At 72.4% G+C, this 14366-nt stretch carries 14 protein-coding genes; 11 read left to right on the plus strand and 3 right to left on the minus strand.

Going from position 1 to position 14366, the window contains the following annotated elements:
* Window positions 1-3 precede the first annotated feature (3 nt).
* Window positions 4-228, plus strand: coding sequence for a DUF397 domain-containing protein (locus AB0C62_RS03160; RefSeq protein ID WP_355867086.1), 225 nt, complete (start codon window positions 4-6; stop codon window positions 226-228).
* 12 nt (window positions 229-240) lie between these two features.
* Here AB0C62_RS03160 and AB0C62_RS03165 read toward each other — a convergent pair whose 3' ends face one another.
* Complete coding sequence (locus tag AB0C62_RS03165; protein ID WP_362969350.1) at window positions 241-1365, minus strand: 8-amino-7-oxononanoate synthase; 1125 nt, start codon at window positions 1363-1365, stop codon at window positions 241-243.
* A 160-nt stretch (window positions 1366-1525) separates the two neighbouring features.
* Between AB0C62_RS03165 and bioB the strand changes: the two genes are divergently transcribed.
* The 4 genes from bioB to AB0C62_RS03185 all read left to right on the plus strand — a co-directional run bounded on the left by bioB (window position 1526) and on the right by AB0C62_RS03185 (window position 5725).
* Window positions 1526-2836, plus strand: coding sequence for a biotin synthase BioB (gene bioB / locus AB0C62_RS03170; protein WP_362969351.1), 1311 nt, complete (start codon window positions 1526-1528; stop codon window positions 2834-2836).
* Window positions 2829-4109, plus strand: a complete 1281-nt coding sequence (locus tag AB0C62_RS03175; RefSeq protein WP_362969352.1) for an adenosylmethionine--8-amino-7-oxononanoate transaminase — start codon at window positions 2829-2831, stop codon at window positions 4107-4109. Before bioB ends, AB0C62_RS03175 begins: the two co-directional genes overlap by 8 nt.
* Before the next feature lies 1 nt (window position 4110).
* On the plus strand, window positions 4111-4827 hold the full coding sequence (gene bioD / locus AB0C62_RS03180) for a dethiobiotin synthase (RefSeq protein ID WP_362969353.1): 717 nt from the start codon (window positions 4111-4113) through the stop codon (window positions 4825-4827).
* Window positions 4828-5017: 190 nt separating this feature from the next.
* Window positions 5018-5725, plus strand: a complete 708-nt coding sequence (locus tag AB0C62_RS03185; protein ID WP_362969354.1) for a class I SAM-dependent methyltransferase — start codon at window positions 5018-5020, stop codon at window positions 5723-5725.
* 4 nt (window positions 5726-5729) lie between these two features.
* Here the strand turns inward: AB0C62_RS03185 and AB0C62_RS03190 are convergent, their stop codons facing one another.
* Entirely contained in the window at window positions 5730-6104 is a 375-nt protein-coding gene (locus AB0C62_RS03190) for a fic family toxin-antitoxin system, toxin component (RefSeq protein WP_355867104.1), read from the minus strand.
* Between the two features lie 4 nt (window positions 6105-6108).
* Window positions 6109-6348: a toxin-antitoxin system, antitoxin component gene (locus AB0C62_RS03195; RefSeq protein ID WP_081223142.1), complete on the minus strand. Its 240-nt coding sequence runs from the start codon at window positions 6346-6348 to the stop codon at window positions 6109-6111.
* 248 nt (window positions 6349-6596) lie between these two features.
* Between AB0C62_RS03195 and AB0C62_RS03200 the strand changes: the two genes are divergently transcribed.
* The 6 genes from AB0C62_RS03200 (at window position 6597) to AB0C62_RS03225 (ending at window position 14345) form a co-directional block, all read left to right on the plus strand.
* Entirely contained in the window at window positions 6597-7559 is a 963-nt protein-coding gene (locus AB0C62_RS03200) for an ABC transporter ATP-binding protein (protein ID WP_362969355.1), read from the plus strand.
* A 7-nt stretch (window positions 7560-7566) separates the two neighbouring features.
* Window positions 7567-10134, plus strand: a complete 2568-nt coding sequence (locus tag AB0C62_RS03205; protein ID WP_362969356.1) for an ABC transporter permease — start codon at window positions 7567-7569, stop codon at window positions 10132-10134.
* A 118-nt stretch (window positions 10135-10252) separates the two neighbouring features.
* Window positions 10253-10678, plus strand: coding sequence for a GNAT family N-acetyltransferase (locus AB0C62_RS03210; RefSeq protein ID WP_362969357.1), 426 nt, complete (start codon window positions 10253-10255; stop codon window positions 10676-10678).
* Window positions 10679-10932: 254 nt separating this feature from the next.
* Window positions 10933-12258 (plus strand): hemolysin family protein, encoded by a 1326-nt coding sequence (locus AB0C62_RS03215; protein ID WP_362969358.1) that lies wholly within the window; start codon window positions 10933-10935, stop codon window positions 12256-12258.
* The gene (locus AB0C62_RS03220; RefSeq protein WP_362969359.1) at window positions 12255-13268 is read left to right on the plus strand and encodes a hemolysin family protein; all 1014 of its coding nucleotides are present in this window, start codon (window positions 12255-12257) and stop codon (window positions 13266-13268) included. The genes AB0C62_RS03215 and AB0C62_RS03220 overlap by 4 nt, the downstream gene beginning before the upstream one ends.
* A gap of 261 nt (window positions 13269-13529) precedes the next feature.
* Entirely contained in the window at window positions 13530-14345 is an 816-nt protein-coding gene (locus AB0C62_RS03225) for an SGNH/GDSL hydrolase family protein (RefSeq protein ID WP_362969360.1), read from the plus strand.
* Window positions 14346-14366: the final 21 nt, after the last annotated feature.

The raw sequence follows: 14366 nt of genomic DNA on the forward strand, positions 1-14366 counted from the left end.
CCATTGTCTGCATCGCCTCGGTACGTACCCTCCAGCACTTCACTGCGCGACGTGCGATGGCTGCGCAGCAGCCGCAGCACGGGAATGAACAACTGCGTCGAGACGGCGCGCCCCGGCTCCGGACCGTGGTCCGGGACGGTCGCGGTGCGCGATTCCAAGAATCCGGCAGGCCCCGCCCTGCTGTTCGCCCCTGCCGCCTGGGAGGGGTTCATCACCGGCCTGGCATGACCGCGGGCCGGTTCACCGGGTGCGGCTGATCACGTCCACCGCGCGCTCGATCTGCTCCTCGGAGAGGTCCGCGCGGGCCGTCAGCCGCAGCCTCGACACACCGTCGGGCACCGACGGGGGACGGAAGCAGCCGACGGCGAGGCCCTCCTCGCGGCAGTCGGCGGCCCAGCTCAGGGCCCGTTCGGGGGACGGTGCCCTGACGGAGACGACGGCGGCGTCCGGTCGTACCGCCGACAGTCCCTCGGCCGTCAGCCGGGTGTGCAGCGCCGTGGCCACCGCGCGTGCCCTGGCCGCTCGCTCCGGTTCGTCGCGCAGCAGTCGCAGCGCGGCCAGCGCCGCTCCCACCGCCGCCGGCGCGAGGCCGGTGTCGAAGATGAAGGTGCGTGCCGCGTTGACGAGGTGGTCGATGACCGCCGCCGGGCCGAGGACGGCTCCGCCCTGGCTGCCGAGCGACTTGGACAGCGTGACCGTCACGACGACGTCAGGGTCCCCGGCGAGCCCCGCCGCGTGCGGGGCACCCCGGCCGCCGTCGCCGAGGACACCGAGCCCGTGCGCGTCGTCGAGGATCAGACCGGCCCCGTACTCCCGGCAGGCAAGGGCGAGTCCGGTGAGCGGTGCCGCGTCGCCGTCCACCGAGAAGACCGTGTCGGAGACGGCGACGGCGGGCCCCTCGTGGGTGCCGAGCGCCTTGCCCACACCGGCCGGGTCCGCGTGCCCCACGACCTGGACGGCTCCCCGGGCGAGCCGGCAGCCGTCGATCAGCGAGGCGTGGTTGCCCGCGTCCGAGACGACGAGCGAGCCGTGCGGGGCGAGGGCGGTGACGGCGGCGAGATTGGCCGCGTAGCCGGAGGAGAGGACGAGTGCGGACTCGAAGCCGCAGAAGTCGGCCAGTTCGCGTTCCAGTTCGGTGTGGAGTTCGGTGGTGCCGGTGACGAGCCGGGAACCGGTCGCGCCGCCGCCCCAGGTGCGCGCCGCGTCCGCTGCGGCGGCCGTGATCCGCGGGTGGCGGGCCAGACCGAGGTAGTCGTTGCTCGCGAGATCGAGCAGCGGCGAGTCGGCGGGACGCGGGCGCAGGGTCCGTACGAGACCGGCGGCGCGGCGCGCCGCGGCCTGCTCGTCGATCCAGCCGAACGCCATGTGTCCTCCGGACCGTCGTGGCGGGTGTTTTGTAGGCAGTGCACAGACCCTAGCGGCCGGACCAGCCGCCCAGGATGTGGCAATACCCACACGTCGAACCCACTCTGTTGTCCGATCTCTCCTTGGCCGGGGCCGGTCGTATACGCCAGGATCGGACCTCATGGACCTGCTGAACACGCTGGTGGACAAGGGGCTTCGGCGCGAGCTGCCGACCCGCGAGGAGGCGCTGGCCGTACTGGCCACGTCCGACGACGACGTGCTCGACGTGGTGGCCGCGGCCGGCAAGGTGCGCCGCCGCTGGTTCGGCCGACGGGTGAAACTGAACTATCTGGTCAACCTGAAGTCGGGCCTGTGCCCGGAGGACTGTTCGTACTGCTCGCAGCGCCTCGGCTCCCGGGCCGGGATCCTGAAGTACAGCTGGCTGAAGCCCGACGAGGCCTCCCGGGCCGCGGCGGCGGGGCTCGCCGGCGGCGCCAAGCGGGTGTGCCTGGTGGCCAGCGGCCGCGGGCCGACGGACCGTGACGTGGAGCGGGTCTCCGACACGATCAAGGCCATCAAGGACCAGAACGAGGGCGTCGAGGTGTGCGCCTGCCTCGGTCTGCTCTCCGACGGCCAGGCCGAGCGGCTCCGCGAGGCCGGCGCGGACGCGTACAACCACAACCTGAACACGTCCGAGGGGACGTACGGGGACATCACGACCACGCACACGTACGCCGACCGGGTCGACACGGTCCAGAAGGCGCACGCGGCGGGACTGTCAGCCTGCTCGGGTCTGATCGCGGGCATGGGCGAGTCGGACGAGGACCTCGTCGACGTCGTGTACGCGCTGCGCGCGCTCGACCCCGACTCCGTCCCGGTGAACTTCCTGATCCCGTTCGAGGGCACCCCGCTCGCCAAGGAGTGGAACCTCACCCCGCAGCGATGCCTGCGCATCCTCGCCATGGTCCGGTTCGTGTGCCCGGACGTCGAGGTCCGGATCGCCGGTGGCCGCGAGGTCCATCTGCGCACCCTCCAGCCCCTCGCCCTGCACCTCGCCAACTCGATCTTCCTCGGTGACTACCTGACCAGCGAGGGCCAGGCGGGCAAGGCGGACCTGGACATGATCGCGGACGCGGGCTTCGAGGTGGAGAACGCGGGCGAGGTGACGCTGCCGGAGCACCGTGCGGCGGCGGGCGGCTGCGGTGCGCACGCGCCGGTCGGCGACACGGCGACGGAGGGCGCCGGGTGCGGGGCGCACGCGGAGGCCGGCTGCGGATCGCACGCCGGAGGCGGCTGCGGCTCCCACGAGGGCGCCGGGGTGTGCGGCTCGGTCCCGGCGGCTCCCGTCGAGACCGTCCGCGCGGAGACCGCGGGTACGGAGGGTGCGAGCACGGAGACGCCGAACACGGAAGCGGTGCCCGCGGGTGCCAGGACCGACCTCGTCGCCGTCCGCCGCCGTGGTGCCGGAACGGACCTCGCGCCCAATGCCTGACCTGTCCGTGCGGGAACTCCTCGACCTCGACCGGCGGCACGTCTGGCATCCGTACGGGCCGATGCCCGGCCGTCAGGAGCCGCTGGTCGTGGAGTCGGCGAGCGGGGTCCGGCTCCGGCTGGCCGGCGGTGCGGGTGAGCTGATCGACGGGATGTCGTCCTGGTGGTCGGCCATCCACGGCTACAACCATCCGGTCCTCAACGAGGCGGCGCGCGGCCAGCTGGACCGGATGAGCCACGTGATGTTCGGCGGGCTCACCCACGAGCCCGCCGTACGGCTCGCTAAGCGGCTGGTCGACATCTCTCCGGACGGCCTGGAACATGTCTTCCTGGCCGACTCCGGCTCCGTGTCCGTCGAGGTCGCCGTCAAGATGTGCCTCCAGTACTGGCGTTCGCTCGGCCGCCCGGCCAAGCAGCGCCTGCTGACCTGGCGCGGCGGCTACCACGGGGACACCTGGCAGCCCATGTCGGTGTGCGACCCCGAGGGCGGGATGCACGAGCTGTGGCAGGGCGTGCTCCACCGCCAGGTGTTCGCCGACGCGCCTCCGACGGAGTACGACGCCGAGTACGCCGAGCGGCTGCGCGAGCTGATCGGCGCGCACGCCGACGAACTGGCCGCGGTGATCGTCGAGCCGGTGGTGCAGGGCGCGGGTGGCATGCGGTTCCACTCCCCCGCGTATCTGCGGGTGCTGCGCGAGGCGTGCGACGCGCACGACGTGCTGCTGGTCTTCGACGAGATCGCCACCGGTTTCGGTCGGACGGGCGAGCTGTTCGCGGCGGACCACGCGGGTGTGACACCGGACGTGATGTGCGTCGGCAAGGCGCTGACCGGCGGTTATCTGACGATGGCGGCGACGCTGTGCACCGCGCGGGTGGCCGAGGGCATCTCGCGCGGCGAGGTCCCGGTGCTCGCCCACGGCCCGACGTTCATGGGCAACCCGCTGGCGGCGGCGGTGGCGTGCGCGTCGGTCGACCTGCTGCTCGGCCAGGACTGGCGGACCGAGGTGAAGCGGATCGGGACGGGGCTGCGGGACGGGCTCGCGGAGGCCGCGTCCCTGCCGGGCGTGCGGGATGTACGTGTGCTCGGCGCGATCGGAGTCGTCCAGCTCGACCACGAGGTGGACATGAAGGCGGCGACGGCGGCCGCGGTGCGCGAAGGGGTGTGGCTGCGACCGTTCCGCGACCTCGTCTACACGATGCCGCCGTACGTCACGGGCGACAGGGACGTCGAACGGATCGCGCGCGCCGTGTGCGCGGCGGCGCGGGAGGGTTGAGATGCCGGTACTGGTGATCACGGGAACGGGCACGGAGGTCGGCAAGACGGTCGTCACGGCCGCCGTCGCGGCCACGGCGCTCGCGGCCGGACGGTCGGTGGCCGTGCTCAAGCCGGCGCAGACCGGTGTGGGACCGCAGGAGCGGGGCGACGCGGACGAGGCCGCGCGGCTCGCGGGCGCCGTCACGACGCTCGAACTCGGCCGCTATCCCGAGCCGTTGGCGCCGGCGACGGCCGCCCGGCGGGCCGGCCTCGCGCCGGTGCCGCCGCGGGATGTCGCCGAGGCCGCGGCCAAACTGGCCACCGAGCACGACCTGGTGCTCGTCGAGGGTGCGGGCGGTCTCCTCGTCCGCTTCGACGACGAGGACGGGACGCTGGCGGACGCGGCCCGGCTGCTCGACGCACCCGTGCTGGTCGTCGCGCCGGCCGGGCTCGGCACCCTCAACGCGACGGAACTGACGGCCCGTGAGCTGCGGTTCCGTGAGCTGGAGTTCGCGGGTGTCGTCATCGGAAGCTGGCCGGACGCGCCGGATCTGGCCATGCGCTGCAACCTCGCGGACCTGCCGGCCGTGTGCGGCGCGCCGCTGCTGGGCGCGGTCCCGGCGGGAGCGGGGGGCAGGTCGCCCGCCGACTTCCGTGCACAGTCCCCGGGTTGGCTGGATCCGCGACTGGGCGGACGCTGGAACGCGGACGTCTTCGCCGCGGCCAACACCGCCTGAGCACCCCGAGGCACGGACGCGCGGACGCCCGCGGAGCTCGCTCCGGACCGGTCCGCGGTCCGGGCCGGTCCGCGGTCCGGGCCGGTCTCCCGGCGCGGAGCCGCGGCGGGAGCGGGGCGCCGTCCGGCGCGTGCGGTGGACCCGGCGGGGGGACAATCCCGGTAAGACCCGTCCTCCCGGGAGGTCCGTCATGCCGTTCAAGCCGTTGCGTCCGGCCGGCTCCGGCAAGGTGCCGGCGGACGCCGTGCACCATCCGGTGTTCGCCCGCTCCTACGCCCGCCTCAGCGTCGGCGCCGAGACCCGGATGGGCATGGGCCGGATGCGGGACCGGCTGCTCGCCGGACTGTCCGGCCGGGTCATCGAGGTCGGCGCGGGCAACGGGCTGAACTTCGCGCACTATCCGGGCACCGTCTCGGAGGTCGTGGCCATCGAACCCGAGCGGCTGCTGCGGCAGTTGGCGGTGGAGGCGGCGCTGCGCTGCGAGGTCCCCGTCGACGTGGCGCCGGGTGCGGCGGAGGCGCTGCCGGTCAAGAGCGAGGCGTACGACGCGGCGGTGCTGTCGCTGGTGCTGTGCAGCGTGCGGGACGTGCCGAAGGCGCTGGCCGAAGTGCGGCGGGTGCTGCGGCCCGGCGGCACGGTGCGGTTCTTCGAGCACGGCAGCGGCGGCGGACCGGTGATGCGGTCGACGCAGCGGGGCCTGGACCGCACGGTGTGGCCCCGGCTGGCCGGCGGTTGCCACCTGTCCCGTGACACGGTCTCCGCGCTGCGCGACGCCGGCTTCGAACTGGGCCCGTACCGCAGGCTGTTCATGCCCGAGAAGGGGATGCGGCTGCCCACCTCGTACTGCGTCCTGGGGACGGCGTACCGACCCGCGGACCAGGGACCAGGAACGAACTGATCCGCTACAGGCTCCAGCGGCGCAGTTCGTGCGTGATCTCGTGCACGGTGGCCTCGCCGCTCTTCACCAGCCGGGCCAGCTCCCGCACCTGCTCGGGAGAGGTGACGACCTTCAGGCCGCTGGCGACGAGATAGGCGTACGCGACGGCCGAGGCGAACATCGCGTTGGAACGCTCGAGTGCCGGGACGTGCAGCAGGAGCTGGAGCAGCGCGGCGGCGCGGGCGTGCGGACTGTCGTAGACGGGAATGCCGAAGATCTCCGCCTCGTGCCGGCTGACTGCGGCGACGAGCGCTCCCCAGTCGGTGACCTGGGGATCTCCGGGTGTTTTCTGTTCGGCGATCATGAGGAGCCAGGCAAGATCGACTCTGAGACTGCTCAAGGGATCAACGACGACCTTCGCGGGTGCCTTCACGGTCCGAGCCGAACTCCTCGGCGAACACGGACTCGTACTGCTTCATGAAATCGGCGGCGGCGTCCACGAACGTGTGGCCCACCTCCCCGGTGTCCTGCCGGACCAGTTCCTCGATGTAGCGGTTCACGCTCATCCCCCGTTCCAGGGCTCGCTCACGGGCGGCTCGGGCCGTGCCCTCGTCCACCCGGACGTTCAGCTGAGTCTTCGCCATCCTTAGAAGCTAGCGCGGAACCGCTAGCACCGGCAAGGGGGCAGGCCTCTCCGGGGGTCCGGAAGGGCGGCCGTCGACAGGACGGGGCCCGGCGAACGCGGGTGGAGAGTGCCCCTTACATCCGTGCCCGGGGCACGACCTGGGGCGGAGGGCATCCGGCACTCAAGGGGGATGTCGGGTGTGCCCGTCGTCACACTACGCTCGGGCGCTACGAGGGATTCGGGACGTCGAACACGGAGGAGGCGGCCTTGTCCACAGCTGCTGCGGAGCAGGCACCCGGCCGCGCGGAAGGGGACGGGATCGCCGCCCGCGCCCGCGGTCTGACGAAGGCGTACGGCTCGGGCGAGACCGCGGTGCTCGCCCTCGACTCGGTCGACGTGGACATCGCGCGCGGCCGGTTCACCGCCGTGATGGGCCCGTCGGGCTCCGGGAAGTCCACCCTCATGCACTGTCTGGCGGGGCTCGACACCGTCTCGGCCGGACAGGTGTGGCTGGGCGGCACGGAGATCACCGGGCTGAAGGACCGTGAACTGACGCGGCTGCGCCGGGACCGGATCGGCTTCATGTTCCAGTCGTTCAACCTGATCCCGACGCTGAACGCCGCGGAGAACATCACGCTGCCCATGGACATCGCGGGCCAGAAGCCCGACCGGCAGTGGCTGGACCAGGTCATCGACACCCTGGGACTGCGTGATCGGCTGAAGCACCGGCCCGCCCAGCTCTCCGGTGGCCAGCAGCAGCGCGTGGCCTGCGCGCGGGCGCTCGCCTCACGGCCCGAGCTGATCTTCGCCGACGAGCCGACCGGCAACCTGGACTCCCGCGCCGGTCTCGAGGTCCTCGGCTTCCTGCGCGAGGCCGTCGACGATTTGGGCCAGACCGTCGTCATGGTCACGCACGATCCGGGCGCGGCCGCCCACTCCGACCTGGTGCTCTTCCTCGCGGACGGGCGGATCGTGGACGAGACGGAACGGCCGACCGCGGAGGCCGTGCTGGAGCGGATGAAGCGCTTCGACACGGTCCGCGTGACCTACGACGGCCGCGAACCGGGCGGCACCGCGGCGGACCCCGGCGGGTCCGGCGACAGGGCGGCCCGGGGCGGGTCCGGTGCCGTGCCCCGCGCGGCCGGCTCCCCCGAGGGGTCTCCGCCGGCCGGCTCCGGGAGCGGTTCGCCCGCGGCCGGCTCCACCGACGTGACCCTCGACAAGGACTGAGGCGGCCGTGCTCAAGGCGACCCTGCGGAGCTTTCTCGCGCACAAGGGGCGGCTGCTCCTGTCGGCGCTCGCCATCGTGCTGTCGGTGGCCTTCGTCGCGGGCAGCCTCATCTTCTCGGACACGGTGACCCGCACGTTCGACCGGCTCTTCGCCTCCACCTCGGCCGACGTGACCGTGGAGCCGAGGAACGACCTGAACTCCCAGCTGCCGACCGGCGCCACCGAGACCGTGCCGGCCTCGCTGGCGGACCGGATCGCGAAGGTCGAGGGAGTCGCCGCGGCCCGGGTCGACGCCTCGGTCGAGAACGCACCGGTCGTCGACAGCGCGAACAAGTCCGTCGGCCCGACGACCGGTGCCCCCACCGTCGTCACGGACTGGCAGGTCACCGACCGCAGTCCGGTGAAGCTGACCTCCGGACACGCGCCGAAGGGCGACGGCGAGGCACTGCTCGACGCCGACACCGCCGACAAGAAGCACCTCGGCATCGGGGACGCGCTCACGGTGCAGGCGCAGCCCGGGTCGTTCGAGGTGCGGATCGTCGGGATCGCCACCTTCACCACCACGAACCCCGGTGCCGCGCTGGTCTTCCTCGACACCCCGACCGCGCAGGCGAAGCTCCTCGGATCGACCGACGCCGCCACGAGCATCTCCGTGGAAGCGACGAAGGGCGTCAGCGACGCGACGGTCAAGCAACGGATCGCCGCCGAGCTGGGTGCCGCCGAGTACGACGTGAAGACCGCCGACGAGCAGGCCGAGTCGTCGGCCGAGCAGCTCGGCGGCTTCCTGGACATCATCAAGTACGTGATGCTCGGCTTCGCCGGGATCGCCGTGCTCGTGGGCATCTTCCTGATCGTCAACACGTTCTCCATGCTGATCGCCCAACGCACCCGCGAACTCGGCCTGTTGCGGGCGCTCGGCGCCGACCGTCGCCAGGTGCGCCGGTCGGTGCTCACCGAGGCGCTGCTCCTCGGCCTGGTCGGTTCGACCCTCGGCCTCGCGGCGGGGATCGGGCTCGCGGTCGGTCTGATCAAGCTGATGACCGCGTTCGGCATGAACCTGAAGTCGACGGAGATGGTGATCGGCTGGCCGACACCGGTGGCGGCGTACGTCGTCGGGGTGGGCGTCACGTTCGTCGCCGCGTATCTGCCGGCCCGGCGCGCGGCGACCGTCTCCCCGATGGCGGCCCTCTCGGACGCCGAAGTCGCCGGCGTCGGGAAGCCGTTGCGGACGCGGGCCATCGTGGGCGTGGTCGTCGGAGTGGCCGGAGCGGCGGCGCTCGCCGGTTGCGCGGCCGCGTCGAAGACGTCGACGTCCGCCTCGCTGCTGGGACTCGGCGTGGTCCTGACGCTGATCGCCACGGTGATCGCGGGGCCGCTGCTGGTCCGGCCGGTGATCCGGGTCCTCGGGGGCGCCTTCCCCGCGCTCTTCGGCTCGGTCGGCCGGATGAGCCAGCGCAACGCCCTGCGCAATCCGCGCCGCACGGGCGCCACCGCCGCCGCGCTCATGGTGGGGCTGGCCCTGGTCGGCGGGATGTCCGTGGCCAGCGCCTCCATGAGCAAGTCCTTCGACAGTCAGATCGACAAGACGCTCGGTTCCGACTTCGTGCTGCAGAACGACAACTTCGTTCCCTTCTCCAAGGAGTTGACGGACAAGGTGCGCGCCACCGAGGGCGTGGGGCTCGTCGTCCGGCAGCGGTTCACGCCGATCGCGGTCCGGCTGCCGGACGGCAAGCGGATCGAGACGTCCGCGGCGGCCTACGACCAGCGGCTCGACGACGTCGCCCACATCGCGTACGCGCGGGGCGACACCGCGGCGGCGCTCGCGGACGGCCGCCTCGCCATGGACGCGACGTTCGCGAAGGACCACGGCGTACGGGTGGGCAGCACGATTCCCGTCGAGTTCCCGGCCGGCCGCACGACCGACCTGACGGTGGGCGCCCTCACCGACCAGGCGGGCAGCGGCGGGTTCGGTATGCAGGGCGGGCTCGTCATCGGCTTCGGCACGGTCGAGAAGTACGTGCCCGGCGGGCAGGACTCCGCGCTGTACGTGAACGCGAGCCCGGGCACCGACGCGGACCGGTTGCGCTCACGTCTGGAGAAGACCCTGGATCCGTACCCCCAGGTGCAGGTCCGCGACCAGGCCGACTACAAGAAGCTGGTGCACGACCAGATCGCCGTACTGCTCTACCTCGTGTACGCCCTGCTCGGGCTCGCCATCGTCATCGCGGTGCTCGGTGTCGTCAACACCCTCGCCCTGTCGGTGGTGGAGCGGACCCGGGAGATCGGACTGCTGCGGGCCATCGGACTCGGCCGCCGTCAGCTGCGCCGGATGATCCGGCTGGAGTCGGTGGTGATCGCCGTGTTCGGAGCCGTGCTCGGTCTGGCGCTGGGGCTCGTCTGGGGTGTGTGCGTCCAGCGGGTGCTCGCCCTTCAGGGGATGGAGGAACTCGCCATCCCCTGGACGACGATCGTGGCGGTGGTGGTCGGCTCCGCGCTCGTCGGCGTCGTCGCGGCGCTGCTCCCCGCGCTGCGGGCGTCCCGGATGAACGTCCTGGCTGCCATCGCGCACGAGTGACCGCCGTACCGGCGGTCCACCGGCCTCTGCACACCGGTCGGCCGCGCACGGGTGGCGGACGATCGTCCGGATGGTGGAATCCGGTGCCTCCGCGCGGTCCACGTGATGGGATCGGCGCATGACCGACCTGCGGATACGGGCCGCCGTGCCCGAGGACCTGGACGCGGTGCTCGCCTTCTGGGAGGCGGCCGCCGAGGGTACGAGCATCAGCGACGACCGCGAGGGCGTCGAGCGGCTGCTCGCCCGCGACCCCGAGTCCCTGCTCCTCGCGGAACGGGGTGGGGAACTCGTCGGCGCCGTGATCGCCGGCTTCGACGGCTGGCGCTGCCACCTGTACCGACTGGCGGTGCGTCCGGACCGGCGACGGCTCGGCATCGGCTCGGCGCTGCTCGCCGCCGCGGAGGAGCGCTTCGTACGGCTCGGAGGGCGGCGCGGGGACGCGATGGTGCTGCGACGGAACGAGTCGGCCCACCACGCGTGGCGGGCCGCCGGGTACGCGCCCGAGGAGCACTGGCGGCGCTGGGTGAAGCCGCTCGGCGCGTAGCGGTGTCGTCGGCACCGGTCGGGGGAACCGGAGTGGTCCCAGCGACACCCCTGGTCCCCTGTCAGGTGCGGGGGCCACCGAGGAGAACGCTTTGCTCTTCCTTTACCCTTGGTGGACACTCCGTCCTCCTACGAAAGGTGTGAGCGTCCGCCCATGGGCGAACCTCCCAGTACCCGGCGCCGTGCTCGTCACAGTGGCCGCGGACATCGCGCGATCCCCCCGACCCTGGCCGATCATGGGACGGAGGTGACCCGATGACCGAAGTTCTCCTGCTGCTGGTGGCCGTTCTGCTCTCGCTGGCCTGCGGCGCCTTCGTGGCGGCGGAGTTCTCGCTGACCACGGTCGAACGCAGCGAACTGGAACGTGCCGTGGAGCGTGGCGAGCGGGGCGCCTCGGGCGCCCTCAAGGCCGTACGCAACCTCACCTTCCAGCTGTCCGGCGCCCAGCTCGGCATCACCGTGACCAACCTGGTCGTCGGCATGCTGTCCGAGTCCTCGATCGCCAAGCTGATCGCGGGCCCCCTGGAGTCGATCGGGGTTCCGGCCTCGGCGTCACGCTCGGTGGCCCTGATCATCGGTACGGCCCTCTCGACCCTCTTCCTGATGGTCGTGGGCGAACTGGTGCCGAAGAACTGGGCGATCTCCTCGCCGCTGGCGGTGGCCAAGCGGGTGGCGACGCCGCAGCGCTGGTTCAGCGCGGCCTTCCGGCCGTTCATCGCCCACCTCAACAACACGGCCAACCACGTCGTACGGCGTTTCGGCCTCGAACCCGCCGAGGAGCTGGCCTCCGCGCGCGGGCCCCAGGAGCTGGTGGCGCTCGCCCGGCACTCGGCCAAGGAGGGCGCGCTGGAGGCGGACACCGCCGAGCTGTTCGTGCGCACCCTGAACCTCGCCGACCTGACCGCGGAGAACGTGATGACGCCGCGCGTCCAGGTCGTCGCGCTCGACGTGCAGGCGACCTGCGAGGACGTCGCGAACGCGACCCGGGCGACCGGCCTGTCCCGCTTCCCCGTCTACCAGGACAGCCTCGACGAGGTCGTCGGGGTGGCCCACATCAAGGACGTCCTGACGGTCCCCGCCGAGGAACGGACCCAGACACCCGTCGCCCGGATCATGCGGGAGCCGCTGCTCGTACCGGAGTCGTTGACCGTCGACCGCCTGCTGGACCGGCTGGCCGGGAAGCGCACGATGGCCGTGGTCATCGACGAGTACGGCGGTACGGCCGGTGTCGCCACGCTGGAGGACATCGTCGAGGAAGTCGTCGGCGAGGTCCGTGACGAGCACGATCCGCACGAGACGCCCGACATCGCCCCGGTCGGCACGGACGACGACGGCAGGACGCTGTACTCGGCCGACGGGTCCGCCCGTACCGACCAGCTCGCCCGGGTCGGACTGCGGGTGCCCGACGGACCGTACGAGACCCTGGCCGGTTTCGTCGCGGCCGAGCTGGGCCGCATCCCCGCCGAGGGGGACTCCGTCGAGGCCACCGGCTGGCGGCTCGACGTGGTGGACGCCTCGGGACGGCGGGCCGCCCGCGTGCTGCTGCACGCGCCGCACGACGCCGAGGAGAACGCGCGATGACCGCCGTACAACTGCTGATCGGCCTCGCGACACTCGTCGTGAACGGCTTCTTCGTGGGCGGCGAGTTCGCACTGATCTCGGTGCGCCGCAGCCAGATCGAGCCGCACGCGGAGCAGGGCGACCGACGCGCCCGCAGCGTGCTGTGGGGTCTTGAACACGTCTCCGCGCTCCTCGCCACGGCCCAGCTGGGCATCACGCTCTGCACCCTGGTGCTCGGCATCGTGGCCGAACCGGCGATCGCGCATCTGCTGGAGCCGGTGTTCCACGCGGTGGGCGTGCCCTCCGGCGCGGGCCACGCCGTCTCCTTCGTCATCGCGCTCAGCCTGGCGACGTATCTGCACATGCTGCTCGGTGAGATGGTGCCGAAGAACGTGGCGCTCGCCGAACCGGTGCGGACGGCGCTGCTGCTCGGGCCGCCACTGGTCGCCCTCTCCCGCGCGCTGCGCCCGGTGATCTTCACCGTCAACGCCTTCGCGAACGGGCTGCTGAAGCTGTTGCGGGTGGAGACCAAGGACGAGGTCGCGGCGACGTTCTCCGACGACGAGCTGGCCCGCCTCGTGAAGGACTCCGGCGCCGCCGGGCTGATCGACGACCGGGCCCAGGAGCGTCTGCACGACGCCCTGGAGCTGGGCCGCCGGCCCGTGCACGACGTCGTGCTGCCGGTGGAACGCGTCGTCTACGCGCACGTGGGCGTCACGCCCGAGGAGCTGGAGCGGCTGTCGGCCGAGTCGGGCTTCTCCCGTTTCCCGGTCGTCGACGACGGCCGCCGCATCCTGGGATATCTGCACGTCAAGGACGCGCTGGACGCCACCCCGCGCGACCTGCCGTTCCGGGTGGAGGACATGCGGCCCATCGCCCGGGTCCGGGAGAGCACTCCCCTGGACGACGTCCTGACGGCCATGCGCCGCAGCCGGACGCACCTCGCGGCGGTGATGGGCAGCGACGGGCGGCTCGCGGGGCTGGTGACCATGGAGGACGTCCTGCGAGAACTGTTCGGACAGCCGGTCTAGGACACCCACCTCAGGTCGGGACACACGCCGGGTGCCCGGCGGACGGCCGCCGTCCGCCGGGCACTTCCCTGCGGCAAACGCTTCCGTGCGGCGGGCACCATCATGGGCGGGCGCTTCCGTGCGGCCGACACCCTCACGCGGCGGGCGCTTCCGTGCGCACGGGCCCGGCCTCCCGGCGACCCCGGCGTGTCGTGCAGGTCGGCCGGTCCGGTGCACCCGACCGACCGATGAGTATGTGTTCGGGTTACCATCTTTCCCGCCATGCAGACGAATGCCACCTACACCAGTCTTGTCGCGGTCGGCGACTCCTTCACCGAGGGCATGTCGGACCTGTTGCCCGACGGCTCCTACCGGGGATGGGCCGACCTCCTCGCGGCCCGGATGGCGGCCCGCGCCCCCGGCTTCCGCTACGCCAACCTCGCGGTGCGCGGCAAGCTGATCGGCCAGATCGTCGCCGAGCAGGTCGACGTCGCCGCCGCCATGCGGCCCGACGTGATCACGCTCGTCGGCGGCCTGAACGACACCCTGCGGCCCAAGGTCGACATGGGGCGCGTCCGCGGTCTCCTGGAGGAGGCCGTGGAGCGGCTCGCCCCGGCCTGCGAACAACTCGTCCTGATGCGCAGCCCGGCCCGCAACGGTCCGGTCCTCGAACGCTTCCGTCCGCGCATGGAGGAGCTGTTCGTCGTCGTCGACGACCTCGCGAAGCGGCACGGAGCCCTGGTGGTGGACCTCTACGGGGCGCCCTCGCTCGCGGACCCGCGCATGTGGGACGTGGACCGGCTGCACCTGACCGCCGATGGACACCGCAGGGTCGCCGAGGCGGTGTGGCAGACGCTCGGGTACGACGGCGAGGACCAGGAGTGGCGCACCCCGATGGGCGCGACGACCCTGCCCGGCTTCATCTCCCGCCGCACCGCCGACGCCCGCTTCGCCCGCCGGCATCTGCTCCCGTGGATCGGACGGCGTCTGACGGGACGCTCGTCGGGCGACGGCCTCCCGGCGAAGCGCCCGGACCTGCTGCCGTACGAGGGTCCTGTCACGGGAAGCCAGGGCGCGGAGTCCGTACACGGGGGCTGAATCCGTATCCCTGGCGCACGA

It is taken from the genome of Streptomyces sp. NPDC048643 (assembly GCF_040650615.1).
In the GTDB taxonomy this organism is placed as follows: Bacteria; Actinomycetota; Actinomycetes; order Streptomycetales; family Streptomycetaceae; genus Streptomyces.